At 70.5% G+C, this 26435-nt stretch carries 25 protein-coding genes; 22 read left to right on the top strand and 3 right to left on the bottom strand.

Annotation, left to right across the window (positions count from 1 at the left end; translation table 11 throughout):
- Nucleotides 1–190 precede the first annotated feature (190 nt).
- From IMZ11_RS27585 to thrS, 4 genes are all read left to right on the top strand, one after another.
- Nucleotides 191–1078 carry a sulfotransferase gene (locus IMZ11_RS27585; protein WP_228645321.1) on the top strand — a complete coding sequence of 296 codons (888 nt, stop codon included), beginning with the start codon at nt 191–193 and terminating at the stop codon, nt 1076–1078.
- A complete protein-coding gene (locus IMZ11_RS27580; protein WP_228645320.1) occupies nt 1075–1509 on the top strand; it encodes a hypothetical protein in 435 nt (144 codons plus the stop codon). Before IMZ11_RS27585 ends, IMZ11_RS27580 begins: the two co-directional genes overlap by 4 nt.
- The gene (locus IMZ11_RS27575; protein ID WP_228645319.1) at nt 1506–2660 is read left to right on the top strand and encodes a glycosyltransferase family 4 protein; all 1155 of its coding nucleotides are present in this window, start codon (nt 1506–1508) and stop codon (nt 2658–2660) included. Before IMZ11_RS27580 ends, IMZ11_RS27575 begins: the two co-directional genes overlap by 4 nt.
- 136 nt (nt 2661–2796) lie before the next feature.
- Nucleotides 2797–4776, top strand: a complete 1980-nt coding sequence (gene thrS, locus IMZ11_RS27570) for a threonine--tRNA ligase (RefSeq protein WP_228645318.1) — start codon at nt 2797–2799, stop codon at nt 4774–4776.
- A 123-nt stretch (nt 4777–4899) separates the two neighbouring features.
- On the opposite strand, the gene IMZ11_RS27565 is transcribed toward thrS, so the two are convergent.
- Complete coding sequence (locus tag IMZ11_RS27565) at nt 4900–5481, bottom strand: Asp23/Gls24 family envelope stress response protein (RefSeq protein WP_228645317.1); 582 nt, start codon at nt 5479–5481, stop codon at nt 4900–4902.
- 142 nt (nt 5482–5623) lie between these two features.
- Here IMZ11_RS27565 and IMZ11_RS27560 point away from each other — a divergent pair, with 142 nt between their 5' ends.
- Nucleotides 5624–6172, top strand: a complete 549-nt coding sequence (locus IMZ11_RS27560) for an HIT domain-containing protein (RefSeq protein ID WP_228645316.1) — start codon at nt 5624–5626, stop codon at nt 6170–6172.
- A 17-nt stretch (nt 6173–6189) separates the two neighbouring features.
- On the opposite strand, the gene IMZ11_RS27555 is transcribed toward IMZ11_RS27560, so the two are convergent.
- Both IMZ11_RS27555 and IMZ11_RS27550 read right to left on the bottom strand, forming a co-directional pair.
- A complete protein-coding gene (locus IMZ11_RS27555) occupies nt 6190–7830 on the bottom strand; it encodes a glycoside hydrolase family 10 protein (RefSeq protein ID WP_228645315.1) in 1641 nt (546 codons plus the stop codon).
- A gap of 120 nt (nt 7831–7950) precedes the next feature.
- The gene (locus IMZ11_RS27550) at nt 7951–10083 is read right to left on the bottom strand and encodes an elongation factor G-like protein EF-G2 (RefSeq protein WP_228645314.1); all 2133 of its coding nucleotides are present in this window, start codon (nt 10081–10083) and stop codon (nt 7951–7953) included.
- Nucleotides 10084–10320: 237 nt separating this feature from the next.
- Here IMZ11_RS27550 and pgsA point away from each other — a divergent pair, with 237 nt between their 5' ends.
- The 17 genes from pgsA (at nt 10321) to secF (ending at nt 26344) form a co-directional block, all read left to right on the top strand.
- Entirely contained in the window at nt 10321–10929 is a 609-nt protein-coding gene (gene pgsA / locus IMZ11_RS27545) for a phosphatidylinositol phosphate synthase (RefSeq protein WP_061257291.1), read from the top strand.
- Nucleotides 10926–11870: a phosphatidylinositol mannoside acyltransferase gene (locus tag IMZ11_RS27540; RefSeq protein WP_228645313.1), complete on the top strand. Its 945-nt coding sequence runs from the start codon at nt 10926–10928 to the stop codon at nt 11868–11870. The genes pgsA and IMZ11_RS27540 overlap by 4 nt, the downstream gene beginning before the upstream one ends.
- Nucleotides 11871–11923: 53 nt before the next feature.
- On the top strand, nt 11924–13057 hold the full coding sequence (locus tag IMZ11_RS27535; RefSeq protein ID WP_228645312.1) for a glycosyltransferase family 4 protein: 1134 nt from the start codon (nt 11924–11926) through the stop codon (nt 13055–13057).
- Nucleotides 13054–13596 carry a hypothetical protein gene (locus tag IMZ11_RS27530; protein WP_228645311.1) on the top strand — a complete coding sequence of 181 codons (543 nt, stop codon included), beginning with the start codon at nt 13054–13056 and terminating at the stop codon, nt 13594–13596. Before IMZ11_RS27535 ends, IMZ11_RS27530 begins: the two co-directional genes overlap by 4 nt.
- A 130-nt stretch (nt 13597–13726) precedes the next feature.
- On the top strand, nt 13727–14734 hold the full coding sequence (locus tag IMZ11_RS27525; RefSeq protein ID WP_228645310.1) for a DUF3048 domain-containing protein: 1008 nt from the start codon (nt 13727–13729) through the stop codon (nt 14732–14734).
- A 150-nt stretch (nt 14735–14884) separates the two neighbouring features.
- Nucleotides 14885–15799 (top strand): pyridoxal 5'-phosphate synthase lyase subunit PdxS, encoded by a 915-nt coding sequence (pdxS, locus tag IMZ11_RS27520; RefSeq protein ID WP_082777009.1) that lies wholly within the window; start codon nt 14885–14887, stop codon nt 15797–15799.
- Between the two features lie 136 nt (nt 15800–15935).
- Nucleotides 15936–16361: a MarR family winged helix-turn-helix transcriptional regulator gene (locus tag IMZ11_RS27515; protein ID WP_228645309.1), complete on the top strand. Its 426-nt coding sequence runs from the start codon at nt 15936–15938 to the stop codon at nt 16359–16361.
- An 11-nt stretch (nt 16362–16372) separates the two neighbouring features.
- Entirely contained in the window at nt 16373–17581 is a 1209-nt protein-coding gene (locus IMZ11_RS27510; protein ID WP_228645308.1) for an MFS transporter, read from the top strand.
- Between the two features lie 67 nt (nt 17582–17648).
- Nucleotides 17649–18239: a pyridoxal 5'-phosphate synthase glutaminase subunit PdxT gene (pdxT, locus tag IMZ11_RS27505; RefSeq protein ID WP_082777025.1), complete on the top strand. Its 591-nt coding sequence runs from the start codon at nt 17649–17651 to the stop codon at nt 18237–18239.
- Nucleotides 18240–18242: 3 nt separating this feature from the next.
- Complete coding sequence (locus IMZ11_RS27500) at nt 18243–18998, top strand: YebC/PmpR family DNA-binding transcriptional regulator (RefSeq protein WP_061257213.1); 756 nt, start codon at nt 18243–18245, stop codon at nt 18996–18998.
- Nucleotides 18999–19123: 125 nt separating this feature from the next.
- Complete coding sequence (eis, locus tag IMZ11_RS27495) at nt 19124–20290, top strand: enhanced intracellular survival protein Eis (protein WP_228645307.1); 1167 nt, start codon at nt 19124–19126, stop codon at nt 20288–20290.
- A 109-nt stretch (nt 20291–20399) separates the two neighbouring features.
- A complete protein-coding gene (gene ruvC, locus IMZ11_RS27490; protein ID WP_228645349.1) occupies nt 20400–20981 on the top strand; it encodes a crossover junction endodeoxyribonuclease RuvC in 582 nt (193 codons plus the stop codon).
- Nucleotides 20982–21063: 82 nt separating this feature from the next.
- Entirely contained in the window at nt 21064–21684 is a 621-nt protein-coding gene (gene ruvA, locus IMZ11_RS27485) for a Holliday junction branch migration protein RuvA (protein WP_228645306.1), read from the top strand.
- A 55-nt stretch (nt 21685–21739) separates the two neighbouring features.
- The gene (ruvB, locus tag IMZ11_RS27480; RefSeq protein WP_228645348.1) at nt 21740–22795 is read left to right on the top strand and encodes a Holliday junction branch migration DNA helicase RuvB; all 1056 of its coding nucleotides are present in this window, start codon (nt 21740–21742) and stop codon (nt 22793–22795) included.
- A 304-nt stretch (nt 22796–23099) separates the two neighbouring features.
- Nucleotides 23100–23525: a preprotein translocase subunit YajC gene (gene yajC / locus IMZ11_RS27475; protein WP_228645305.1), complete on the top strand. Its 426-nt coding sequence runs from the start codon at nt 23100–23102 to the stop codon at nt 23523–23525.
- A 42-nt stretch (nt 23526–23567) separates the two neighbouring features.
- Nucleotides 23568–25292: a protein translocase subunit SecD gene (secD, locus tag IMZ11_RS27470; RefSeq protein WP_308066848.1), complete on the top strand. Its 1725-nt coding sequence runs from the start codon at nt 23568–23570 to the stop codon at nt 25290–25292.
- Nucleotides 25292–26344: a protein translocase subunit SecF gene (gene secF, locus IMZ11_RS27465; RefSeq protein WP_228645304.1), complete on the top strand. Its 1053-nt coding sequence runs from the start codon at nt 25292–25294 to the stop codon at nt 26342–26344. The genes secD and secF overlap by 1 nt, the downstream gene beginning before the upstream one ends.
- Nucleotides 26345–26435 lie beyond the last annotated feature (91 nt).

The following is a 26435-nucleotide window of genomic DNA, read 5'->3' as shown; positions in this document are numbered from 1 at the left end:
CCCTGCGGATCCCCTTGCCAGCGTCTCCCCCCGGGGGCCCCAGAGGGACGGGGATAAATCCCCATATAAGTACCTATATCGCACTAATGGGCAGAATGTCCCCAGGTGTGGGAAGAACCACAGGAGACGCCGAGGCGAGGCGTCCGCACCCTTAGGAGGCTTTCAGGAAGCGCTGTTAGCTTGCGCTTGCATGAGCTGGAAACGCAAGGTCAACGCCGCTGTCGCCGGCATCACCGGATACCACCTCACCCCCGTGGGGAAGTCGTCGGACCCGTCGAAGGAGCGGTCCGAGGGGAAGGGGACGGCAGCGAAGGGGCAGGGGGCGGCAGCCGCGCCGTACCACCCGGCGGGAGAGGACGACCGCCTGGTACGGGCGCCGGTCTTCGTGATCTCCCCGGTGAGAGCGGGATCCACGCTGCTGCGGTCGATGCTCAACAGTCATTCCATGATCCACGCGCCCCATGAGCTGCACGTCCGCCGACTCACCGTGGGCTACGGGAACTCCCTCGTCGGCATGGCCATGGAGGCGCTCGGGCACAGCCGAGGCGACCTCGAACACCTGCTGTGGGACCGGGTGCTCCACCGCGAGCTGGTGCGGAGCGGCAAACGGATCATCGTCGAGAAGACCCCCGCCAACGCGTTCGCCGCCGAGCGGATCGCCGCGTGCTGGCCGGACGTCAGATTCGTCTTCCTGCTGCGCCACCCCCTGTCCATCGCCCGCTCCTGGCACGAGGCCGGAGGCGGCAAGCGGGACATGGACGAGGCGGCGCGGGACGCCCTGCGGTACATGAAGGCGGTCCAGCGGGCGCGGCGCGCCTTTCCCGGTCTCACCGTCCGCTACGAGGACCTGACCGCCGAGCCGGTGGCGACCACCCGCCTCATCTGCGACTTCCTGGAGATCCCGTGGGAGGAGGGCATGCTCACCTGGCGGGGCGAGGCGGCGTACCAGAAGGGGCTGGGCGACTGGAAGGACAAGATCAAATCGGGCGCGGTGCAGAGCGGCCGCCCGCTGCCCGCCGCCGACGAGGTGCCCGCCGTCCTGCAGGAGCAGTGCCGTACGTGGGGATACCTCACGTGACCCCGCACGCCGAGGTGGAGCAGGTCTGGCCCAGGGACGGCCGGGTCAGGATCGTCGGCCGCGTCCACGGGATCGACCCGGATCCGGGCGCCTGCCGCCTGATCCTGGTCCTCAGGGAGCACAAGGAGCAGGAGGTCCACGCCGAGGCGGAGCTCGACGGCCACGGGTTCGACGTGAGCGTCCCGATCGGCGACCTGGTGCCCGCGTACGGCCCGCTCACCGGCGTCTGGGACGCCTACCTGGCCGTGTGGCGGGCAGGCGGGGAGCGCCGGCTGCGCGTCGGCCGGCTGCTCGACGACATCCCCGACAAGAACAAGGTCATGGTCTTCCCCGCGCAGGCCGTGCCGGTCGACGACCGCCGCGTGCTCGTACGACCGCGCTACACGGTCAGGAACAACCTCTCCGTCGACTACGAATGGAGCGAGGGATGAGGATCCGGTACATGCTGCTGCACGCCTACGGCATGGGCGGCACCATCCGCACGGTCATCAACCAGGCCAACGCCATGGCCGCGCGCGGGCACGAGGTGGAGCTGGCCAGCGTGGTCCGGCGCAGGGACGAACCGCAGTTCCCCGTCGACCCCCGGGTGCGCCTGGTGCCCCTCACCGACCAGCGCGAGAAGCCCTCCGGCTACCGCGCCAGGCTCGCCGGCCGCCGGGGCAGGACGGTGCCGCAGGGGGAGTACAAGTCCGACTGGTTCACCAGGGGCGTCGAGCGCGGCGTCGCCGACTACCTGGCCGGGGTCTGGGACGGCGTCCTGGTCACCACACGTCCCGGGCTCAACCTGCTCGCCGCGCGGTACGCGCCCGACAGCGCGATCCGGGTCGCCCAGGAGCACATGAACATGGCCAGCCACCGGCCCGACGTGCGCGCCGAGATCATCCGTACGTACCGGACGTTCGACGCCGTCGTCGTCCTCACCCACGGGGACCGGGCCGAGTACGAACGCGCCGTCCCCGGCGCCCGGGTGCTGCGCATCCCCAACGCCGTCCACGAGCACGACGCGGTACGGCCGGGCCCGCGCGGGAAGGTCGTGGTCGCCGCCGGGCGGCTGACCGAACAGAAGGGCTTCGACCTGCTCGTCCCCGCCTTCGCCCGGGTGGCGGCCGAGCACTCGGACTGGCAGCTGAGGATCTTCGGGACCGGCCCGGAGGAGCCGGCGCTGCGGGCGCTCATCGAGGAACTGCACCTGTACAACCACGTGTTCCTCATGGGGCGCACGGAACGGCTCGACGACGAGCTGGCCAAGGCGTCGGCGTTCGTGCTCAGCTCCCGGTTCGAGGGGCTGCCCATGGTCATGATCGAGGCCATGTCGCACGGCACGCCGATCGTGAGCTTCGACTGCCCGACCGGGCCCGCCGACGTGCTGACCGACGGCGTGGACGGCCTGCTCGTGCCGCCGGGCGACGTCGGCGCCCTCGCGGAGGCGCTCGACCGGGTCATCGCCGATCGCGCGCTGCGCGAGGGACTCGGCGCCGCCGCGCTCGCCGGAGCCGCTCCCTACACGGGCGAGGCGGTCACGCCCCAGTGGGAGGCGTTGTTCGGGGAACTCGCCCGGCGGCGCCGTGGCACGTCGGAATGAGCCGGAGCCGAGCGCGCGAAAACGGGCCGACGGCACCGGTAGCATCGGAAGGTAAAAGGTGCCGCGAGCGCGTCGCACTCGAGCGCGGGATTCGCGGGCCGACTCTTCAGCCGTTCGGATCGAGCAAGGAGCTACCGTGTCTGCCGCCCTCGAAATACGCATCACCCTCGCCGGAGCCGAGCGCGTGGTGGCGGCGGGCACGACGGCCGGGGAGGCGCTCGACGCCGACGGCAGGTCGGTCGTCGCCGCCAGGATCAACAGCGAGTTGCGGGACCTGGCCGCCGAGGTCGCCGAGGGCGACGTCGTCGAGCCGGTCGCCGTCGACAGCGCCGACGGCCGCGCCATCCTGCGCCACTCCACCGCCCACGTCATGGCCCAGGCCGTCCAGGAGATCTTCCCGGAGGCCAGGCTCGGCATCGGCCCGCCCGTGGAGAACGGCTTCTACTACGACTTCGACGTCAAGGAGCCCTTCACCCCCGAGGACCTCAAGCGCGTCGAGAAGCGCATGCGCGAGATCGTCAAGCAGGGCCAGACCTTCCGGCGGCGTCCCGTCAGCGACGAGGACGCCCGCGAGGAACTCGCCGCCGAGCCGTACAAGCTGGAGCTGATCGGGCTCAAGGGCGGCGCGGCCGACGCCGCCGACGGCGCGAACGTCGAGGTCGGCGGCGGCCAGCTCACCATCTACGACAACCTCGACCCCAAGTCGGGCGAGCTGTGCTGGAAGGACCTGTGCCGCGGCCCGCACCTGCCGACCACCCGGGTCATCCCGGCGTTCAAGCTGATGCGCGCCGGCGGCGCCTACTGGCGCGGCAGTGAGAAGAACCCGCAGCTCCAGCGCATCTACGGCACCGCGTGGGAGTCGCGCGAGAAGCAGGACGAGTACCTCCAGCTGCTCGCGGAGGCCGAGAAGCGCGACCACCGCAAGCTGGGCGCCGAGCTCGACCTGTTCAGCTTCCCGCCGGAGCTGGGCAGCGGCCTGCCGGTCTTCCATCCCAAGGGCGGGATCATCCGCAAGGAGATGGAAGACTACATGCGCCGGCGGCAGGCGGAGGCGGGGTACGAGTTCGTCAACACCCCGCACATCACCAAGTCGTCGCTCTTCGAGACCTCGGGGCACCTCCCCTGGTATGCCGACGACATGTTCCCGGCCTTCGAGCTGGAGGGCGTCGAGTACCGCGTCAAGCCGATGAACTGCCCGATGCACAACCTGATCTTCCGGGCGCGGGGGCGTTCCTACCGTGAGCTGCCGCTGCGGCTGTGCGAGTTCGGCTCGGTCTACCGGTACGAGAAGTCGGGTGTGGTGCACGGGCTGACCCGGGTGCGCGGCATGACGCAGGACGACGCGCACATCTACACCACCCGGGAGCAGATGGCCGACGAGATCAAGTCGCTCCTGAGGTTCGTGCTCAGCGTGCTGCGTGATTTCGGGCTCTCGGACTTCTACCTGGAGCTGTCCACCCGTGACGACTCCGAGAAGTTCATCGGCGATCCCGCCGAATGGGAGGAGGCCACCCGGGCGCTGCACCAGGTCGCCAGCGAGTCGGGGCTGGAGCTGGTGGACGACCCGGGCGGCGCGGCCTTCTACGGGCCGAAGATCTCCGTCCAGGCCAAGGACGCGATCGGCCGCACCTGGCAGCTGTCCACCATCCAGCTCGACTTGAACCAGCCCAAGCGGTTCGGGCTGGAGTACCAGGCGGCGGACGGCAGCAGGCAGACCCCGGTCATGATCCATCGGGCGCTGTTCGGCTCGATCGAGCGCTTCCTGGGCGTGCTGACCGAGCACTACGCGGGCGCCTTCCCTCCCTGGCTCGCGCCGGTCCAGGTCGTCGGCATCCCGATCGCCGACGCCCACGCCCCCTACCTGCAGGACGTCGCCAAGCGGCTGCGGGAGCGAGGGGTCCGGGTCGAGGTGGACACCGCCGACGACCGGATGCAGAAGAAGATCCGCAACGCGCAGAAGGCCAAGGTGCCGTTCATGCTGCTCGCGGGGGACGAGGACATCGCGGGCGGCGCCGTCTCCTTCCGCTACCGCAACGGAGAGCAGAAGAACGGTGTCCCGGTGGACGTCGCCATCGCCGAGATCGTCGACGCGATCGAGCGCAGGATCCAGGTCTGAGCCCGCTCGTCCGGGTCCGGGCACGGTCTGAGCGCCGTCCGGACCCCGGGCGCCGGGCCGGTGCGGTCGCATCGGAGAAGCCCCCGCCTCCCTTCGGGACGCGGGGGCTTCTCGCATCAGGGGTCAGGCCGCGTCGTCCTCGGCGTGCTCGGCACGGCCCTCGCCCGGCAGGCGTACGTCGTCCACGGTCACGTTGACCTCGACGACGCGCATGCCCAGCATCCGGCTCACCGACCGCGCCACGTTGACCTTGACCTCCGCGGCCACGTCCATGACCACGTGCCCGTACACGATGACGATGGTCACGTCCACCGCCACCTGCTGGTTCTCGATCTGCGCCCGCACGCCCTGGGTCGCCCGCTTGGAGCCGACGCCGATGCGGTCCCGCACCGACTCGAAGGCGCGCTCGAAGTCGCCGCCCAGGTCGGCGACGCCGGGGATCTCCAGGGCGGCCAGCGCGGCGACCTTCTCGACGACCTCGTCGGCCACCTTGATCCGGCCCTTGACGACGGACGTGCTGAGCAGGCCGGACGCGGCGTCACCGGCAGGCGTTCCGTCGGACGCGTCGAACGCCGCTTCGGGTGCCTCGGACGCGTCGTCGGCCGTCCGGGTGGTGGTGGTCGGGGACGAGGTCTCGGCCGGTGTTCCGGTCGCCTCCTCGATCAGCGCGTCGGCCTGTTCCTCGACGGTGGCGACATCGGGCATGGGAACACTCCTCGGAAGATGGAAGATCCGCGGGCTCGCAGGACGTGATTCTGCCGGAATTCGATGTGATTTATGCCGGTATCTATGGATGTCGCCGGAGCCGTACGCGAGCGTCGCCGGGGGCCGGAATATGCTGGCCCGCATGACGAACGAGCCGGAGTTGCAGCCGGGAGCGGGAGTGCCTGACGCGTTTGGGAGGCTCTGGACTCCGCACCGCATGGCCTACATCAAGGGTGAGAACAAGCCCAGCGGGTCAGGGCCGGGGGACGGCTGCCCCTTCTGTGAGATTCCCGCCATGAGCGACGAGGACGGCCTCGTCGTCGCCAGGGGGTCCGCCGTGTTCGCCGTGCTCAACCTGTATCCGTACAACTCGGGTCACCTGATGGTGTGTCCGTACCGGCACGTCGCCGACTACGCCGACCTGGAGGACGCGGAGACCGCGGAGCTGGCCGACTTCACCAAGCGGTCGTTGCAGGCGCTGCGCAAGGCCAGCGGCGCGCAAGGGTTCAACGTCGGCATGAACCTGGGCCAGGTCGCCGGCGCGGGCATCGCCGCCCACCTGCACCAGCACGTGGTGCCGCGGTGGGGCGGCGACACCAACTTCATGCCGGTCGTCGGGCACACCAAGGTCCTTCCGCAGCTCCTGCGTGAGACGCGGGACCTGCTCGCCGACGCCTGGCCCGCGGCCTGACGGCCCGGCGGGCGTAATCAGGGGAGGGCGACCGTGACCCGCGCGGGGGCGCCCTCGTTGTTCAGGCGATCGAGGGCCGTGACGTAGTACTCGCCGCTCTCCTTGGCGGTGTACGCCGGGCGGTCGTCCGCGGGGACGACCGCCACCAGGTGGCGCGCGTCCACGGTCGCGCAGTCGCCGTTCTCGCCGGTGACCCGGTAGACGCCGTACGCACGGGCCTGGGGCGCGGCGGTCCAGGTGAGGTTCCCGGCGGTGTTCTTCAAACCCGTCGGTACGGCCGGAACCGCGGCCGGAAGGCCCTTGATCACCGGGAGCAGGGCGGGCCGCGTGTAGTGGTTCTTGGCGATGCGGTCCAGGACGCCCAGGGGGTTCGCGGCGAGGCCGCTGGCGCTGAAGTAGACGTCGCCCTTCACCTCGGGATACCGGCGGTTCACCGTGAGGTGGGAGGGCATCTCGGCCGGTTTCGTCCAGGCGGGGGTGTCCTTGGTGCCGACGCGGTAGAGCGCCTGGCCGATGTAGAGATCGACGCCGCTGCCGCGTACGGCCTCGGCCCACCAGGGCACGAGCGCGTCGTAGTCGGCCACCGAGAACCCGCGCGGCCAGTACAGCTGCGGGATCAGGTAGTCGACGGACCCCGCCTTGATCCACGCCTTCGCGTCCGCGTAGATCGCGTCATAGGCCGACATGCCGTTCGTGTCGGACCCCTTGGGGTCGTTCGACTTGTTGCGCCAGATGCCGAACGGGCTGATCCCGAACTTCACGTACGGCTTGGTCCCGTGCACGGCCCCGGACACCTGCGCGACCAGCTTGTTGACGTTGTCCCGCCGCCAGTCGGCGAGCTTCGCGCCCTTGCCGTACTTCGCGAACGCCGCGGCGTCGGCGAACCGGGTGCCGTTGCCGGGATAGGGGTAGAAGTAGTCGTCGAAGTGGACGCCGTCCACGTCGTAGCGGCGCACCACGTCGGTGACGACCTTGGCCACCCAGGCGCGTACCTCGGGCAGGCCGGGGTTGTAGTAGAGGCGCCCCTCGTGCTTGACGGTCCACTCGGGGTGCACCCGGGCCGGATGCCCGGCCGGAAGCGCCGACACGTCCGTGGTGTACGCGGCGCGGTACGGGTTGAACCACGCCTGGAACTCCAGGCCGCGCTTGTGCGCCTCGGAGATCAGGAACGGCAGCGGATCCCAACCGGGATCCTTGCCAGGGGTGCCGGTCAGGAACTGCGACCAGGGTTCGAGCGTGGACGCGTAGATCGCGTCGGAAGCGGGCCTCACCTGCACGAACACCGCGTTGAGCCGGCGCTTCACGGCGTTGTCGAGTATCTCGACGTACTCCGCCCGCTGCCGCGCCGGGGTCAGCCCGGTCCTGGACGGCCAGTCCGAGTTGTGCACGGTCGCGATCCACACCCCGCGGAGCTGCCGCTTGGGGGAGGTGCCGCTCGCGGTGCAGGTCTCGGCGGCCGCGGCCGTCCGGACCGTCGTGGTGGACTTCTTCGGGGCGGGCTCCGGGCCGTAGGCGTACGCCGCGCCGGCGCTGGCGGCGGCGACGACCAGACTCGCCAGAAGCGGGCCGCGCACCGACCCTCCGCGGGCCGAGCCTCCCCGCTCCGCCGCGCGTTCCTCACTGATCGCCCGCTCGCGGCGGCCCGCCCGATTCGCCATGGGTCATCAGTGTGGCATCGACGACCGGATGGTTTAACCCGAAGAAGGAACCCGGAGCAGATTTTGCCCTCGGGCGCCCAATACCGGCGGCCGGGCCCCGATGGCCCGGCCGCCGGTGGATCAGTGCTCGGCCGCCGCCGCCACCTTCTCCGCGAGGTGGGCCGGGAGCGGTTCGTAGCGCAGGAAGTCCCGGTGGAACGTCCCCGTCCCGTGGGACATCGAGCGCAGATCGACCGCGTACCGCGTGATCTCCAGTTCGGGCACCTCGGCCTTGACCAGCGTGCGTCCGGTGCCGACCGGCTCGCTGCCGAGCACCCTGCCGCGGCGCGAGGACAGGTCCGACATGATGGCGCCCACGAACTCGTCGGACACCAGGACGGAGACCTCGTCCACGGGTTCGAGCAGCAGCGTGGGCACCTTTCCCGCCGCCTCCTTCAGCGCCAGTTGCCCGGCGATCTGGAAGGCCATGTCGGAGGAGTCGACGGAGTGGGCCTTGCCGTCGTACAGCGTGACCCGGATGTCGACCATGGGGTATCCGGCCACCACTCCGCGCTCCATCTGCGCCCGGACCCCCTTCTCCACGGACGGGATGAACTGGCGGGGCACCACGCCTCCGACGATCTTGTCGACGAACTCCAGCCCGCCTCCGGACGGCAGCGGCTCCACCTCGATGTGGCAGATGGCGTACTGCCCGTGGCCGCCGGTCTGCTTGACGTTCCTGCCCATGCCCTGGGCCCGGCCGCCGAACGTCTCACGGAGCGGCACCCGCAGCGGGACCCGCTCCACCTCCACGCCGTGCCGCCGGGTCATCCGGTCCAGCAGGACGTCGGCGTGCGCCTCGCCCATGCACCAGAGCACGAGCTGACGGGTCTCCGGGTTGTTCTCCAGGCGGAGGGTCGGATCCTCGGCCACCAGGCGGGCCAGGGCCTGGCTGAGCTTGTCCTCGTCGGCCTTGGATCTCGCCCTGATCGCGACCGGCAGCAGTGGGTCGGGCATCGTCCACGCCTTCATCAGGAGCGGCCGCTCCCGGTCCGACAGCGTGTCCCCGGTCTCGGCCCTGGACAGCTTGGCGATCGCGCAGATGTCCCCGGCCACGCACTTGGCGACGGCACGCTGCGTCTTCCCCAGGGGCGAGCCGATGCCGCCGATGCGCTCGTCCACGTCGTGGTCCTCGTGCCCGCGGTCGGCGAGGCCGTGCCCGGACACGTGGACGAGCATGTCCGGGCGCAGCGTCCCGGAGAAGACCCGTACCAGGCTGATCCGCCCGACGTACGGGTCGCTCGTGGTTTTGACGACCTCGGCCACCAGCGGGCCGTCGGGATCGCCGGTGACGTCCGTCACGGCCCTGCCGTCGATCGTGGTGATCTCCGGCAGCGGGTGCTCCAGGGGCGACGGGAATCCCTGCGTGATGATCTCGAGGAGCTCGAGCATGCCCGTCCCCGGCGCGGAGGCCAGCACCGGATGGAAGCTGCCCCGCGCGACGGCCTTCTCCAGGTCGTCGATGAGGATCTTGGTGTCGATGGACTCCCCGGAGAGGTAGCGGTCCATCAGGGACTCGTCCTCGCTCTCCTGGATGATCCCCTCGATCAGGTCGCCCCGATACTGATCGATCAGGGCGAGTTGCTCCTGGTCCGGTTCCCGTTCCGTACGGCGGCCGCCCGAATAGTCGAGGAACCGCTGGGTCAGCAACCCGAGCAGCCCCCTGCCGTCGACGGGCAGGTACAGCGGGGCGACGCCGTCGCCGAACACGTCCTGGCAGGTCGCGAGCACCTCGTCGAAGTTGGCCCGGTGGTGGTCGATCTTGGTGATGACCACCGCGCGGGGCATGCCGACGAGGCCGCACTCCTCCCAGAGCATGCGGGTGAGCCCGTCCACGCCGTCGACCGCGGAGACGACGAAGAGCGCGGCGTCGGCCGCGCGCAGCCCGGCCCGCAGGTCGCCGACGAAGTCGGCGTATCCGGGCGTGTCCAGCAGATTGATCTTGATGCCGTTGTGCACCAGTGGGGCGAGGGAGAGGTTGACCGAGCGCTGCTGGCGCACCTCCACCTCGTCGAAGTCGCTGACCGTGCTGCCTTCCTCGACCCGGCCGGCGCGGGGGATGGTGCCCGTCGCCGCCAGCAACGCCTCGATCAGCGTGGTCTTGCCGGCTCCGGAATGGCCGACCAGCACGACATTACGCACCATGTCCGGCCGATCGGCCAAGGGTGCCCTGCCCGCGGCCCCTGCTTGGCCGCCGTTCGCCTTCTCCGCCACTTCGCCTCCCGGATCTGCGAGCGGCCGGGGGCGCCGGCCGCTCTGCCGTCGCTGCGCGCGCCCCGTCCCCTCGCCCTCGCGGACCCGCCGGGCGAGGCCGGGCCGACCGTCCTCCCCGTCGGGGATCCCAGGCGCGTGTTCTTCACCTTTTACCCATGTGGCGCAGATCACAAGACCTTTCGACGGAATGGGCTTGCGAGCCTCACCAGGTGTTCCATGGCCTACCATCGGAGCGCGATGCTGAACGTCCTGCGACCCGCCGTCACCCGAGTGCTGACCCCTCTGGGGCGGTTGCTCGCCCGCCACGGAATCTCCCCCGACGTCGTCACCGCCGTCGGCACGCTGGGAGTGGTGGCCTCGGCGCTGATCCTCTTTCCCATGGGCCACCTCTTCTGGGGGGCGCTCGCGATCACCGTCTTCGTCCTCGCCGACCTGCTCGACGGCGTGCTCGCCCGGATGAGCGGCGGCACGGGCAGCAAGTGGGGTGCCTTCCTCGACTCGACACTCGACCGGCTCGGCGACGCCGCCGTCTTCTCCGGGCTCATCCTTCATTTCATCCTTGAGGACGAGCGGGAGATCGTCCTCGCGGGCGTAGCGCTCTTCTGCCTTGTCGCGGGAGCATTGGTGTCGTACGCCAAGGCTCGGGCGGAAGGGCTCGGGATGACCGCGAACGTCGGCATAGCCGAGCGGGGGGAGCGGATCGCCGTCATCCTCGTGGCTTCGGGGCTCTCCGGCCTGGGCGTGCCGTACATCCTGGCGATCGGGCTGTGGCTGCTGGCAGCGGCGAGCGCGGTCACGGTCGTCCAGCGGATGGTCCACGTCTACCGACAGGCGGTGGTGAGGTGAAGCGCCCCCAAGGGCGTCTATCCGTTGCTGATCGGATCGTCGCCGCGGGATACTCCGCGGGCTGGGCGGTGACGCGCCACCTGCCGGAGCGCGTGGCCGGGTGGATCTTCCAGGTCATCGCCGACGTCATGTGGCGCAGGCGGGGGAAGTCCGTACGCCGGCTGGAGTCCAACCTGGCGAGGGTGATCGGAGCCGACGCCTCGGCCTCCTCCGTGCGCGAGGTCAGCCGGGCGGGCCTGCGCTCCTACTTCCGCTACTGGGTCGAGGCGTTCCGCCTCCCCGCGATGAGCCGCGAGCGCATTCTCGGCGGCATGCGCTCCACCGGCGAGCAAGCGATCTTCGACAATCTCGGCAGGGGCCGCGGTGTGGTGCTCGCCCTGCCGCACATGGGCAACTGGGACGTCGCCGGCGCCTGGCTCGTGCACACGGGACACCCGTTCACGACCGTGGCCGAGCGGCTCAAGCCGGAGTCGCTGTTCGAGCGTTTCCTGGCCTACCGGGAGGCCCTCGGCATGGAGGTCCTGCCGCTGACCGGCAAGAACGGCGGCAGCGGCATGGCGTTCGGCACGCTCGCCCAGCGGCTGCGCGCCGGCCGCCCGGTCTGCCTGCCCGCCGACCGCGACCTGACCGCCTCCGGGGTGGAGGTCGAGTTCTTCGGCGCCCGGACCCGCATGGTGGCCGGGCCCGCGCTGCTCGCGATCCAGACGGGCGCGGCGCTGCTGCCCGCCATCCTGTGGTTCGAGGGGCGCGACTGGGGGCTGCGGATCCACGAGGAGATCCCGGTCCCGGAGGAGGGCACCCGCCGGGAGAAGGTCGCCGCGATGACGCAGAGCATGGCGGCCGTCTTCGAGAAGGGCATCGCGGAGCACCCGGAGGACTGGCACATGCTTCAGCGGCTGTGGCTGGACGACCTGGAGCCGCGACCTGCGAGCGCGTCGTGAGGGCGCGTCGTGAGAGCGGCGCGGCACGGGACGGGGCTGAGGCGGGGACGGGCATGAGGATCGGCATCGTCTGCCCGTACACCTGGGAGGTCCCCGGAGGCGTGCAGGCCCACGTCCGCGACCTCGCCGAGGCGCTCATCGCCGACGGCCACTTCGTCTCGGTGATCGCTCCCGCGGGTGACGACGCCCCGCTGGAGCCGTACGTCGTGTCGGCGGGCCGCGCGGTGCCCGTGCCGTACAACGGGTCGGTCGCCCGCCTGGCGTTCGGCTTCCTGTCGGCGGGCCGGGTGCGCAAGTGGATCCGCGAGGGCAGGTTCGACGTGCTGCACGTGCACGAGCCCGCGGTGCCGTCCCTCGGCCTGCTCGCCTGCTGGGTCGCGCGCGGCCCGATCGTCGCGACCTTCCACGCGTCCTACGAGCGGTCCCGCGCCATGTCGGTGGCCGCGCCGATGCTGCAGAGCGCCCTGGAGAAGATCACCGGGAGGATCGCGGTCTCCGACGCGGCGCGCAAGACGCTGGTCGAGCACCTCGGCGGCGACGCCGTGCTGATCCCCAACGGAGTCACCGTCAGCCGGTACGCCGAGGCCGAGCCGCTGCCCGGCTGGGGGCCGGACGGCGACGTCATCGGCTTTCTCGGCCGGATGGACGAGCCGCGCAAGGGCCTGCCCGTCCTGCTGTCCGCCTTCGAGATTCTCGCCGAGGACCGGCCGAACCTCCGGCTGCTGATCGCCGGACCCGGTGACGCGGCCGACGTGCTGGAACGCGTGCCGAAGAGGTTCCACGACCGGGTGGGGCTGCTCGGCATGGTCAGCGAGGGCGACAAGGTCCGCGCCTACCACTCGGTCGACGTCTTCTGCGCGCCCAACCTCGGCGGCGAGAGCTTCGGCATCGTGCTCACCGAGGCCATGTCCGCGGGGGCGCCCATCCTGGCCAGCGACATCCCGGCGTTCCGGCGGGTGCTCGGGGAGGGGCAGGCCGGCGCGCTGTTCGAGACGGGAGACCCCGAGGCCCTGGCCAAGGAGGCCGCCCGGCTGCTCGACGATCCCGAGCGCCGGGCCAAGCTGTCGGACGAGGCGCGTCACGCGGTGCGCAAGTACGACTGGTCGACCGTCGCCCGCGACGTGTCGCGCGTCTACGAGACCGTGACGGACGCGGCCGCGGGTGTCGTGGAGGACGACGTACCGTGACCACCACCGTTCTGATCCTCGTCGTCGGTGTGCTCGTCGTGCTCACCGCCGTCTACATCTCCTGGCGGGCCGGGCGGCTCGACCGGCTGCACATCCGGCTGGAGACCGCGCAGGCCGCGCTCGACGCCGCTCTCCTGCGGCGGGCCGCCGTCTGCCTGGAACTCGCCGGTTCGCGCATCCTCGATCCCGCGACCTCGCTCGTGCTCGCGGCCTCCGCCCACGAGGCCCGTACGGCGGGGCCGGACGAGCGCGAACACGCCGAGAGCGACCTTTCACGGACGCTGCGCGCGGTCGTGGACCAGGAGCGGTTCCGGGAGAAACTGGCCGAGCATCCGGCGGGGCCCGCGCTGCTGGAGGAACTCGACACCGCGGTCGCCAAGGTCGTCTACTCCCGGCGCTTCTTCAACAACGCCGTCGGCGTCACCCGTACGGCGCAACGCCGCTGGCTGGCGCGGACGCTGAGGCTGGCGGGGCACACCGAATATCCTCGGTTCTTCGAGATCGACGATGCTCCACCGGTGGCTCTCGCCGCGGAATAGTGGCTTTTGACCGTTCCAAGAGGGATCTGCTATTTAGCGCCGGTAAGCTCGTTGCCGTTTCGCGGCGTGAGCCGGTTCGGACGTGGCTGTCGCCGCTCCGGCCGGCTCTCCAGGGAGGAGCTGAGGACTAGTGCGGGCGCAACGGTTGATCGGTGTCACGCTCGGCCTGGGGGCGGTTCTCGCCGGGGCGGCGTGCTCCTCCGACGGCGACACCGCGCCGGCCGCGCAGCCTCAGGCCGCGGCCGCCTCGCCGTCTCCCACCCCACCACCCGAACACCCCTTCACCGGGCGGCCGATCGCCCAGCGCCGGCCGGTGCTCGCCGTGAAGATCGAGAACACCTCGGCGGGCAAGCCGCAGATGGGCGTGCGCAGCGCCGACATCGTCTACGTCGAGCAGGTCGAGGGCGGGCTCACCCGTCTCATGGCGATCTTCTCCTCCAAGCTGCCCGCCCAGGTCGGCCCCGTCCGCAGCGCCCGGATCTCCGACCTGCACATCCTGCCGCAGTTCGGCAAGCCCGCCCTGTCGTACTCCGGCGTGCAGACCAAGATGATCCCGTACGTGCAGAAGGCGTCGCTGTTCGACGTGTCCGACAGCAGCGCGCCCGGCGCGTACTTCCGGGCGCCGGGCAGGTACGCGCCGTACAACCTCTTCGGGACCCCGAGGAAGCTGCTCGCCAAGGCGTCCCAGGCGGCCAAGGCGGACGACATCGGATTCGTGTTCTCCGACGAGCCCCCGGCCGGTGGCGTCCCGCAGAAGACCGTGCGCGTGCGCTACCCGGCGGCGAACTTCGAGTTCGCCTGGTCGGAGACGCAGAAGCGCTGGCTGGTCAGCCAGGACGGCAAGAAGGACATGGCCGCCGAGGGCGGCCAGCAGGGCGCGCCCACGATCGTGGTCCAGTGGGTCAAGACCGACAGGTCGGAGTTCCACGACTTCACCGGCAGCTACACGCCCATGGTCCACACCGTGGGCAAGGGAACCGGCGTCGTGCTGCGGGACGGCATGGCCTACAAGGTCAAGTGGGAGCGCCCCTCGGAGGAGGAGGGCACCACCTACACCATGGCCGACGGCACGCCGATGCCGTTCGCGCGCGGCCAGGTCTGGGTCGTCCTCGCCTCCCGCAAGCCCGTCGCCCCCTGACCAGAGGGACCGGAGGAGCCCCTGGGGCTCCTGATGCGCGGGGCGTACAAAAAGCGGGCCGAACCCTTACAGGATGGCGCGTCGGGCCAAGCTTCGGTCAGGACCTAACATGGAGTGGAATCCATTGGTCCGCCGTCGTGAGGTAGCAACGTGTCCAGCAGCACGCCCGAAGTCAACGAGACCGCCGCCGTCGGCACCGCCCGTGTGAAGCGCGGCATGGCCGAGATGCTCAAGGGCGGCGTCATCATGGACGTCGTCACGCCCGAGCAGGCCAAGATCGCCGAGGACGCCGGCGCGGTCGCGGTCATGGCGCTGGAGCGGGTGCCCGCCGACATCCGCGCCCAGGGTGGGGTTTCCCGGATGAGCGACCCCGACATGATCGAGGGCATCATCGGCGCCGTCTCCATTCCGGTCATGGCCAAGGCCCGCATCGGCCACTTCGTCGAGGCGCAGGTGCTTCAGGCGCTTGGCGTCGACTACATCGACGAGTCCGAGGTGCTGACCCCGGCCGACTACGCCAACCACATCGACAAGTGGCGCTTCACCGTTCCCTACGTCTGCGGTGCCACCAACCTGGGCGAGGCGCTGCGCCGCATCACCGAGGGCGCCGCGATGATCCGCTCCAAGGGTGAGGCCGGCACCGGCGACGTCTCCAACGCCGTCACCCACATGCGCACCATCCGCGCCGAGATCCGGCGGCTCACCTCGCTCCCCGAGGACGAGCTGTACGTCGCCGCCAAGGAACTGCAGGCGCCGTACGAACTGGTCGCCGAGGTCGCCAAGGCCGGAAAGCTGCCGGTCGTGCTGTTCACCGCGGGCGGCATCGCCACCCCGGCCGACGCCGCGATGATGATGCAGCTCGGCGCCGAGGGCGTCTTCGTCGGCTCCGGCATCTTCAAGTCCGGTGACCCGGCCAAGCGCGCCGCCGCCATCGTCAAGGCCACCACCTTCTACGACGACCCCGACGTGGTCGCCAAGGTCTCGCGCGGTCTCGGCGAGGCGATGGTCGGCATCAACGTCGACGACATCCCGGTCCCGCACCGGCTGGCCGAGCGCGGCTGGTGATCACGCCGCTACGCGGCTGAGCGCGACGGCGGTCCCGATCACGGGGCCGCCGTCTCCGCGTCTCAGGGGTCCTTCCGCCTCTTCCGGGGACCCCGCCGGGCAAATACTTAGACAGGCTAAGTTAGTATGGCTAAGTATGACGACGGATGACACGCGGGGGCTGGCGGAGAGCCTGTCCCGGGAGCTGCGCCACCTGGTGCTCCTACTGCGCCGCACGACGGCGGGCCAGCCGATCACCACCCAGCAGTACTCCGTGCTCGGCTCCCTGGAGGGCGGCGGCCGGCGGATGACCGAGCTGGCCGAGGAGCACGCGGTGCAACTCCCCACGATGACGGTGCAGATCAACCGGCTGGAGGAGGCCGGACTGGTGGCGCGCGCGGCCGATCCCGCCGACGCGCGGGTCCGCACCGTCGAACTCACCGACGAGGGGCGCACCCGCCTGTACGCCGTCCGGCAGTCCAGGATCGCCTACCTCACCCGTCAGCTGAGCACGCTCACCCTGGAGGAGCGCGCCGCCATCGACGTCGCACTGCCCGCCCTCGCCAAGCTCGGCCGGAGCTGAAGGAGCCCACGGTGTCACAGCAGAACGGCGGGATCCTCCGTCAGCCCGTATCGGTCTGGGCCACGGCGTTCGCCGCGGTGGTGGCCTTCATGGGGATCGGGCTCGTCGATCCCATCCTCCCGTCGATCGCGCAGGGCCTGCACGCCACGCCGAGCCAGGTGTCGCTGCTGTTCACCAGCTACTTCCTGGTCACCGCGGTCGCGATGCTGGTCACCGGCTGGGTCTCCAGCAGGATCGGCGGCAAGCGGACCCTGTTGCTCGGTCTCGCGCTCGTCATCGTCTTCGCCGCCCTGGCCGGGACGTCCGGAACGGTCGGGCAGCTCGTCGGCTTCCGCGCCGGCTGGGGCCTCGGCAACGCGCTGTTCGTGGCCACGGCGCTGGCGGTGATCGTCGGCGCGGCCAGCGGCGGCGCCGAGAAGGCCATCATCCTGTACGAGGCGGCCCTCGGCCTCGGCATCTCCCTCGGCCCGCTGGTCGGGGCGCTCCTGGGCGACTGGAACTGGCGGGCGCCCTTCTTCGGCACCGCGACGCTGATGGCCGTCGGCTTCGTCCTGATCGTGACCATGCTCGCGGCGACGCCGAAGCCCGCCGTGCGGACCCGGCTGGGCGATCCGATCCGCGCCCTCGCCCACGGCGGCCTGTCCACCACCGCCTTCACCGCGCTCTTCTACAACTTCGCGTTCTTCACCGTGCTGGCGTTCACGCCGTTCATCCTCGGCATGTCGGCGTACGGCATCGGCGCGGTGTTCTTCGGCTGGGGCGTGTGCGTCGCGCTGGCCTCCGTCTTCGGGGCTCCCTGGCTGCAGCGCCGCCTCGGGTCGGTCCGGGTGCTCTTCCTCTCCCTCGGGCTGCTGGCCGTCCTCCAGGTGGGCATCGCGCTCTCCGGGCAGGCCGGGACGGTCGTCTTCGTCATCCTGTGCGGCATTCCCATCGGGTTCAACAACACGATCTTCACCGAGGCCGCGATGGAGGTGTCCGACGCGCCGCGTCCCGTCGCCTCGGCCGGATACAACTTCGTCCGCTGGATGGGCGGCGCGCTCGCGCCGTACATCGTGACCAAGCTGGGCGAGGAGTTCGGGGACGCCGTGCCGTACTACGTGGGCGCGGCCTGCTGCCTCGTCGGCATCGCGATCCTGTACGCCCGGCGGCACCACCTGGCCACCCTGGACCACGTCGACGTCGATCACACCTTCCAGGACGCGTCGCCCGCACAGGCATAAAACGTGCGGTTTGGGGCGTTCTGCGCCTTGGTTCTACGCTGGGACCACCGCTGACGAAAGGATGATCGTGACGACTGCGCCGCTGATCGGCGTGCTCGCCCTCCAGGGCGACGTGCGCGAGCACGCCCGCGCCATCGAGGCCGCGGGCGCCAGGGCGATGGCCGTACGCCGCAGGAGCGAACTGGACGCGGTCGACGCGCTGGTGCTCCCCGGCGGCGAGTCGACCACGATGTGGAAGCTCGCGACCGCGTTCGACCTGCTCGAACCGCTCCGGCTACGGATCAAGGACGGCCTGCCCACGTACGGCTCCTGCGCGGGGATGATCATGCTGGCCGACCGGATCGAGGGGGGCGTCGACGGCCAGGAGACGCTGGGCGGCATCGACATGGTCGTGCGCCGCAACGCCTTCGGCCGCCAGGTCGACTCCTTCGAGGCCGATCTCGACTTCGCGGCCAAGGGCCGCGTCCGGGCCGTCTTCATCCGCGCGCCGTGGGTCGAGTCGATCGGACCCGACGTGGAGGTGCTGGGCAGGGCGGAGCCCGGGGGTAGGATCGTCGCGGTCCGACAGGGACCTCTGCTCGCGACGTCCTTCCACCCGGAGTTGACGGGTGACGCGCGGGTGCACTCGTATTTTGTCGAAATGGTGAGGGAGTTCTAGGCGATGTCCGGCCACTCCAAATGGGCGACGACGAAGCACAAGAAGGCCGCGCTCGACTCCAAGCGCGGCAAGCTGTTCGCCAAGCTCATCAAGAACATCGAGGTCGCGGCCCGGACCGGCGGCCCCGACCCGGACGGTAACCCGACGCTGTATGACGCGATCACCAAGGCGCGGAAGAACTCCGTGCCCATCGACAACATCGAGCGGGCGCGCAAGCGCGGCGGCGGCCTGGAGGCCGGCGGCGCCGACTGGCAGACCATCATGTACGAGGGCTATGCCCCCGGCGGCGTGGCCGTGCTGATCGAGTGCCTCACCGACAACCGCAACCGGGCGGCGTCCGAGGTCCGCGTCGCGCTGACCCGCAACGGCGGCTCGCTGGCCGACCCCGGCTCGGTGTCGTACATGTTCAACCGCAAGGGCGTCGTCCTGGTGCCGAGGGCCGGCGACCTCTCCGAGGACGACGTGCTGATGGCCGTCCTCGACGCGGGCGCCGAGGAGGTCAACGACCTCGGAGAGGCGTTCGAGGTCGTGTCCGAGGCGACGAACCTGATCCCGGTGCGCACGGCGCTCCAGGACGCGGGGATCGACTACGAGTCCGCCGAGGCGAGCTTCCTGCCCAGCATGAACATCCCGCTCGACGAGGAGGGCGCGCGCAAGGTCTTCCGCCTCATCGACGCGCTCGAGGACAGCGACGACGTGCAGAACGTCTGGGCGAACTTCGACGTCTCCGACGAGATCATGGAGAGGCTGGAGGCGTAGGCGCCTCCCGCCGGTCCGCCGCCCGCGCCGTCGCCCCGGTCATCGCGTGACCAGGACGGGTACGGCACGGGCGGCACGGAAAACCGGTTGGCGGCGGGCCGCCTACCGGCATAGTTTGGCCGATCATGGACATCCGTGACCTGACCGCCGACGATCTCGACGCGGTACTCGATAACCGCAAGCGCGCCTTCGGCCCCCTCTCCGGCGGAGACGCCGAGACCTGGCGCCAGATGGTGGCGCCGCTTCTGCCGGAGGGGCGCTACATCGGCGCCTTCGACGGCTCCCGACTGGTCGCGACCGCGCGGATCAACGCCTACACCCAGTGGTGGCACGGCCGGCCGATGTCGATGGCTGGCGTCGCGGGCGTCACGGTCTCTCCGGAGGACCGGGGCCGCGGTGTGGGCCGCCTCATCATGCGGGCGACCATCGACCGGGCGGCCGAGCTCGGTCACGTCGTCTCCGCCCTCTATCCGGCCACCACGCCGCTCTATCGCGGCATGGGCTGGGAGCACGCGGGCGGCCTGAACCGGGCGACCCTCCCCACCGAGACGCTGCGCGCGCTGGGCACGGGCGGCGCCGACGTCAAGCTGCGCCGGATGGGCCCGGACGACGCGCCCGAGCTCATCGCGACGATGGGGCGGGTCTACGCCTCCACCCGCGCGTCCGGCCCGCTCTGCTACGACGAGCGCACGTGGCGCCTGTGGCTGGCCGACGATGACGACTTCTGCTACATCGCCGACGACGGTTTCGTGATCTACCGGTGGAGCGGCAAGGACATCGAGGTCGACGGCTGCGTGGCCGGGTCCGAGGCGACGACGCGGGCCCTGTGGTCGCTGGTCGGCACGGCCTCCTCGATCGCCAAGTCGGTCACGGCGTGCATAGAGCCGCAGGACCCCCTGCTCTGGCTGATCCGCGAGCGGTCGCAGGACGAGATCAGGCAGACGCGCTGGATGTTCCGCCTGATCGACCTCCCCGCCGCCGTCGCCCGGCGCGGCTTCCCGGCGGGAGTCTCGCTGGACGCCGTCGTCCACGTCGAGGACGCGCAACGCCCGTCGAACTCCGGCTCCTGGCGGCTGGAGGTCTCCGCGGGATCGGGCACCGCCACCGCCGTCGCGGATGGGGGAGCGGAGAGGGGGCCCACCTTCACGGTCGGCGGCCTGTCCGCGCTGTTCGCCGGCGTCCCCACGGCCACGCTGCGCCGTACCGGCCTGGTCACGGGCGGCTCCGCCGAGGACGACGAGGCGCTCGACTCGGCCTTCCGTTGCGCGGCGTACATGATCGACTACTTCTGATTCCGCGTTACCGGCGATCTAGCGCCCCCGCCCGGAGTAGAGTTCTTCGCCGAACACGTGTTCGGCGAAGAACGGATCCGGGGGAGGCGTGCCGGTGCGATTGCCCGAGCTGAGGGTGATGGGAGTCGATCCGGGGCTGACCCGATGCGGCATCGGAGCGGTCGAGGGCCGTCCCGGCGCCGCGCTTCGCATGGTCGCCGTCGGGGTGGTCCGCACGCCCGCCGATGACGACATCGGCTCACGGCTGGTCGCCATCGAGGCCGGGATCGAGCGCTGGCTCGACGAGATCCGGCCGGACGCGGTGGCCGTGGAACGCGTCTTCGCCCAGCACAACGTGCGCACCGTGATGGGCACCGCACAGGCGTCCGCGGTCGCCATCACCTGCGCCGCGCGCCGGGGCCTGCCGGTCGCGCTGCACACGCCGAGCGAGGTGAAGGCCGCCATCACCGGGAACGGCAACGCCGACAAGAAGCAGGTCGGCACCATGGTCACCCGGCTGCTGAGGCTGGACGCCATGCCCAAGCCGGCCGACGCCGCCGACGCGCTGGCCCTCGCCATCTGCCACGTCTGGCGCGGGGGCGTGCAGAACCGGCTGGCCCTGGCCCAGGCGCAGGCCCTCGCCAAGAGAGGCGGTCCGGGGGCGAACATCGCGCTGCAGCCCGGTTACCGTCACCCCGGAGCCGGCCGATGAGCGGGGCGCATCGGATGTCGGCATCCTCTGGTAGGACTGGGGACCGCGAGGCCGGGCGGGCCGATGGGGGAGGGAGCGCGCAGTGATCGCATCCGTGGCGGGCCGGGTGACCGGCATCGGGCCGGACGCCGCCGTGATCGAGGTGGGCGGGGTGGGCATCCTGGTCCACTGCACCCCGGGCACGCTGGCCGGCCTGCGGGTGGGTGAGCCCGGCAGGCTCGCGACCGCGCTGGTCGTCCGCGAGGAGTCGCTCACCCTGTACGGCTTCGCCTCCGACGACGAGCGCACCGTGTTCGAGATGCTCCAGACCGCCAGCGGCGTCGGGCCGCGCATCGCGCTCGCCATGCTGGCCGTGCACACGCCGAGCGCGCTGCGGGTGGCCGTCGCCAGTGCCGACATCAAGGCGCTGACCATGGTGCCCGGCATCGGCCAGAAGGGCGCCCAGCGCATCGTGCTCGAACTCAAGGGCAAGCTGGGCACGCCCGACGAGGCGGTCAACGCCGCGTTGGGCGGCGGGGCTCCGGTTCCCGCCTGGCGCGATCAGGTCCATTCCGGCCTGGTCGGCCTCGGCTACTCCACCAGGGACGCCGACGAGGCCGTCGCCGCCGTGGCCCCCGAGGCGGACGCCGAAGTGTCCGCCGGCCGGGCGCCCCAGGTCGCCGCGCTGCTCAAGTCGGCCCTGCGCGCGCTGAGCGTCCGGTGAGCCGTCCGGTGAAACTTTCAGCGCGCCCGCCGATCCCGGGGAGACCGTCGTGAGCATGGAGCGAGACCTGGTGTCGCCCGACGCCGAGGGCGACGAGCACGCGATCGAGGCGGCGCTGCGGCCCCGGCGGCTGGAGGAGTTCATCGGCCAAGGGCGGGTGAGGGAGCAGCTCTCGCTGGTGCTGGAGAGCGCCCTGCGCCGCAACCGCCCGCCGGACCATGTGCTGATGAGCGGCGGCCCCGGCCTGGGCAAGACGACGCTCGCCATGATCATCGCGGCCGAGCTGGGCGCGCCGCTCCGGATGACCTCGGGTCCGGCTCTGGAGCGGGCCGGCGATCTGGCCGCGATCCTCTCGACGCTGGCCGAGGGCGAGGTCCTCTTCATCGACGAGATCCACCGGATGGCCCGGCCCGCCGAGGAGATGCTCTACCTCGCGATGGAGGACTTCCGGGTCGACATCGTCGTCGGCAAGGGCCCGGGCGCCACCTCCATCCCGCTGGACATCGCGCCGTTCACGCTGGTCGGGGCGACCACGCGGGCGGGCCTGCTCCCCGCGCCGCTGCGCGACCGTTTCGGGTTCACCGCCCACATGGACTTCTACGAGGCGGCCGAGCTGGAGCAGGTCCTGCACCGGTCGGCGCGGCTGCTGTCCGTCGAGCTGCCCGGTGAGGGCGCGCACGAGATCGCCCGCCGCTCGCGCGGCACGCCCCGCATCGCGAACCGGCTGCTCCGGCGGGTCCGCGACTTCTCCGACGTCCGGGCCGAAGGGGTGATCACACGGGAGATCGCGGCCGCGGCTCTCAACCTCTACGAGGTGGACGCCGAGGGGCTCGACCGGCTCGACCGCGCGGTCCTGGGGGCGCTGCTGCGCAAGTTCGGCGGTGGTCCGGTGGGGCTGTCCACGCTGGCGGTGGCGGTGGGGGAGGAGCCGGAGACCGTGGAGGTCGTGGCCGAGCCGTTCCTCGTACGGCAGGGCCTGCTCGCCCGCACCCCGCGGGGCCGCGTGGCGACGGCGGCGGCCTGGGCGCACCTCGGGCTGGTGCCGCCGCCCGACGCCTTCGGTGCCGTTCCGGTGTTCCTGGAGGATCAGCAGAACATCTCGGAGCCCTGAATGCCCGCGCCTGAAAGCCGTACATTTCATGAAAGAAGCGGAAATATCGGGGTGATGGAAGTCGGACGCCAAGGGCGTACTGCCCGCGCATGGTCACAGATCGGTTGCAAAGACGCTGAAATGGGCACTTTCCCGCGTGCCATATCGTGGGTTCGTTGCCGCTCTTCGAGCGGCTCGCCTACACTGCGTGGCTTGACTGGCCGCTTACGCTGACGCTTCTCAGCGACGTGGCAGCCGCGCTCAAACGCGAAACAGGACCTCCGGCGTCAAGCCGGTTCATCACGTAATGGAAAGGGTGGCCCCCGTGGGCAACAACCCGCTTGGGACGTTTCTGCCACTGATCTTGCTGGTAGTGGTGTTCTACTTCCTGCTGATCCGCCCGCAGCGCAAGCGGCAGCAGGAGCAGCTGTCCATGCAGAACTCGCTCGCTCCGGGCGCACGGGTCATGACGACCACCGGTCTGTTCGGCACCGTGGTGGGCCTTCAGGACGAGGACGTCATCCTGGAGATCGCGCCGGGCGTGGAGACGCGATGGGTCAAGGCGGCGATCGGCCGCGTTGTCACTCCCGTTGAGGACGCTGACGACGCCGAGCCGGATTCTGCCCAGTCCGTGGCGGAAGAGGGCGTTCAGAAGGACGCCCATGAGGACATTCAGAAAGACAAGGACGAGCCGGTGACCGAGACCCCCGAAGACGGGGGCGCCAAGGATTCGAGCACCAAGCAGTCCTGAGTACGCTCACTGAAGATCCCTTGACGAAAGAATCGACCACCAGTGGCCCCACCGACCAGTAGCCAGATCAAGCCGGGACGCACGCTCCTGGTTCTTCTGGCGATCATCCTCGCCATGGGGGCGACGATCGCCTTGCAGAAGGCATTCGTCCCCAAGTTCGGTCTCGATCTCGCGGGTGGCACGACGGTGACGCTGTCGCCCGTGACCACCGACGGCAAGGCGCCTCCGCAGGAGAGCCTCGACCGGGCCGTCAACATCATCCGGGACCGCGTGAACGGCACCGGCATCTCGGACGCGGAGGTCGCCAGATCCGGCGACAACATCGTCATCTCGGTGCCCGGCGCCGGCCGCGACGAGGCCATCAAGCTGGTCGCCACCACGGCGGAGATGCGCTTCCGCCAGGTGCTCGCGGTCGCCGCGGCCACGACGCCGCCGACCACTCTGCCCACCACGGCCGCCACGCCGAGCCCGTCCGCGGTCACCCCGTCCACCGGGACCTCGCCCGCCGGTCGCGCGCTGTCGAAGGCTCTCGCCGAGCCGACTCCGACGCCCACCGTGACGAGGCGCGCCAGGTCGCATACCGCGACCGGTGAGAAGACCGGTGCGGGGACACGCGCCAAGGCGACCCCGTCGCCCACACCGTCGGTCACGCCGAGCGAGGAGGACCCGCTCGCCGGGCAGGACCTCAGCGGCATCGACCCGGCCATGCTGCAGAAGTTCCGGACGATCGACTGCACCGCGAAGAACAGGGGCCAGGGCGCCCAGGACGACCCGAACAAGCAGATCGTGGCCTGCAGCCAGGACGGCAGCGCGAGGTACATCCTCGACAAGGCCGCGGTCCAGGGTTCGCAGATCACCACCGCGTCGTCGGGCGTGCGCCAGGACACCGGCGAGTGGGTCGTCAACCTCGACTTCAAGAGCCAGGGCGCGTCGCAGTGGAGCGACCTCACCGCCAAGGCGTTCGGCGCGCAGCAGCCGCGCAACCAGATCGGCGTCGTCCTCGACGGACTGGTGATCACGGCTCCCGCCTCGAACGGCCGGATCCCCGGCGGCAAGACCGAGATCTCGGGCAGCTTCAACCAGCAGAGCGCGACCGAACTGGCCGACCAGCTCAAGTACGGCGCGCTGCCGCTCAAGTTCGTGCAGAGCTCCGTCGTCTCCGTCTCGTCCACACTCGGCCAGGACCAGCTCCGCGGCGGTCTCGTGTCCGGCGCCATCGGCCTGCTGATCGTCATGCTCTACCTGCTGCTCTACTACCGAGGGCTGGGCGCCATCGGCATCGCGAGCCTCGGCATCGCGACGATCGTCACCTACTTCTCGGTGGCCGTCCTCAGCGCGAACGTCGGCTTCCGATGGTCGCTGCCGCACATCATCGGCCTCGTGGTCTCGATCGGCATCACCGCGGACTCGTTCATCGTCTACTTCGAACGCATCCGTGACGAGATGAAGGAAGGCCACCGCACCCTCCGCGCCGCCGTGGAGGTCGCCTGGCGGCGGGCGAAGCGGACGATCCTGGTCGCCGACGCGGTCATGTTCATCGCCGCGGTGGTGCTCTACTTCCTCGCGGTCGGCGGCGTCGCCGGATTCGCGTTCGCCATGGGCCTGACCACGCTCATCGACATCATCGTGGTCTTCCTGTTCACCAAGCCCCTCATGTCGCTGGCCGCCAGGATGAAGTTCTTCTCCAAGGGCCACAAGCTGTCCGGTCTCGACGCCGAGCGTATGGGCCGTACCAACAGCGGTGCCGAGCACCTGCAGGAGGCGTGATGCCGGGCATTATCAGCCGCCTGTACCGCGGCGACATCAACATCGACTTCGTCGGCAAGCGGAAGCTCTGGTACGGCCTCTCGGCCCTGCTGATGATCGTCTCCATTGTCGGCATGGTCATCCACGGCCTCAACCTCGGCGTGGAGTTCAAGGGCGGGTCGGTCTTCGACTTCCCCCGCGCCACGAACTCGAGCGTCGAGGAGGTCAGGACGACCATCAAGGACGCGGGTGTCCACCAGGTCATCGTCCAGGAGGCCGGGCCGAACTGGCGGGTCACCACCGAGAGCCTCGACACCAACGAGGTTCCCAAGGTCCAGCAGGCCGTCGCGGACAAGTACCACCTCAAGGCCGACGATGTCAGCACCCAGGTCATCGGTGCCACCTGGGGCGGCGAGGTCATGCAGAAGGCCTGGATCGGCCTGGCCGTCTTCATGCTCGCGATCATGCTGTACCTCAGCCTCGCGTTCGAGTGGCGGATGGCGCTCGCCGCCATCGTGGCCCTCGTGCACGACCTCGTGATCACGGCCGGCATCTACGCCTGGTCGGGCTTCGAGGTCACCCCGGCCACCATGCTGGGCTTCCTCACGATCCTCGGTTACTCGTTGTACGACGCGGTCGTCGTCTTCGACATGATCAAGGAGGTGACGGGCAAGATCGGCACGAGCGCGAAGATGACCTACACGCAGGCCGCGAACAACGCGCTCAGCCACACGCTGATCCGCTCGCTGAACACCTCGCTGGTCGCGATCCTGCCGGTGGCGGCGATCCTGTTCATCGGGACCACGCTGCTCGGCGCCGGGACGCTGAAGGACCTGTCCCTGGCGCTCTTCGTCGGAATGATCGTCGGCACCTACTCCTCGCTCTGCGTGGCCACACCGATCCTGGTCACGCTGAAGGAGCGCGAGCCGCAGTGGCGGAAGCTCGCCGAACGTGTGGCCCAGCGGGAGGCGTCCGTCGCGAAGGCGGCGGCCGCGAGCGCCAAGCAGCCCGTGGTGGCGGGATCCCAGAACGGGGTCGCGACCACGGATGACGGAAAGCGCAAGAAGCGTTAGGTAGACAGAGACGGTGACGGCGCTCCTGTGCCGCCTCCCGGGATGCCCGGCATCATGGGAGGGACGCGGGGGCGCCGTCCTCATGAAGTGG

It is taken from the genome of Microtetraspora sp. AC03309, assembly GCF_020826795.1.
In the GTDB taxonomy this organism is placed as follows: domain Bacteria; phylum Actinomycetota; class Actinomycetes; order Streptosporangiales; family Streptosporangiaceae; genus Microtetraspora; species Microtetraspora glauca.
This window is presented reverse-complemented; position numbering and strand designations above follow the sequence as displayed.

Coding starts and splice junctions, on each gene's coding strand:
- IMZ11_RS27585 (WP_228645321.1), top strand. CDS start 191: ATGAGCTGGAAACGCAAGGTCAACGCCGCTGTCGCCGGCATCACCGGA.
- IMZ11_RS27575 (WP_228645319.1), top strand. CDS start 1,506: ATGAGGATCCGGTACATGCTGCTGCACGCCTACGGCATGGGCGGCACC.
- IMZ11_RS27565 (WP_228645317.1), bottom strand. CDS start 5,481: ATGCCCGATGTCGCCACCGTCGAGGAACAGGCCGACGCGCTGATCGAG.
- IMZ11_RS27560 (WP_228645316.1), top strand. CDS start 5,624: ATGACGAACGAGCCGGAGTTGCAGCCGGGAGCGGGAGTGCCTGACGCG.
- IMZ11_RS27555 (WP_228645315.1), bottom strand. CDS start 7,830: ATGGCGAATCGGGCGGGCCGCCGCGAGCGGGCGATCAGTGAGGAACGC.
- pgsA (WP_061257291.1), top strand. CDS start 10,321: ATGCTGAACGTCCTGCGACCCGCCGTCACCCGAGTGCTGACCCCTCTG.
- IMZ11_RS27535 (WP_228645312.1), top strand. CDS start 11,924: ATGAGGATCGGCATCGTCTGCCCGTACACCTGGGAGGTCCCCGGAGGC.
- IMZ11_RS27515 (WP_228645309.1), top strand. CDS start 15,936: ATGACGACGGATGACACGCGGGGGCTGGCGGAGAGCCTGTCCCGGGAG.
- IMZ11_RS27500 (WP_061257213.1), top strand. CDS start 18,243: ATGTCCGGCCACTCCAAATGGGCGACGACGAAGCACAAGAAGGCCGCG.
- eis (WP_228645307.1), top strand. CDS start 19,124: ATGGACATCCGTGACCTGACCGCCGACGATCTCGACGCGGTACTCGAT.
- ruvB (WP_228645348.1), top strand. CDS start 21,740: ATGGAGCGAGACCTGGTGTCGCCCGACGCCGAGGGCGACGAGCACGCG.
- secF (WP_228645304.1), top strand. CDS start 25,292: ATGCCGGGCATTATCAGCCGCCTGTACCGCGGCGACATCAACATCGAC.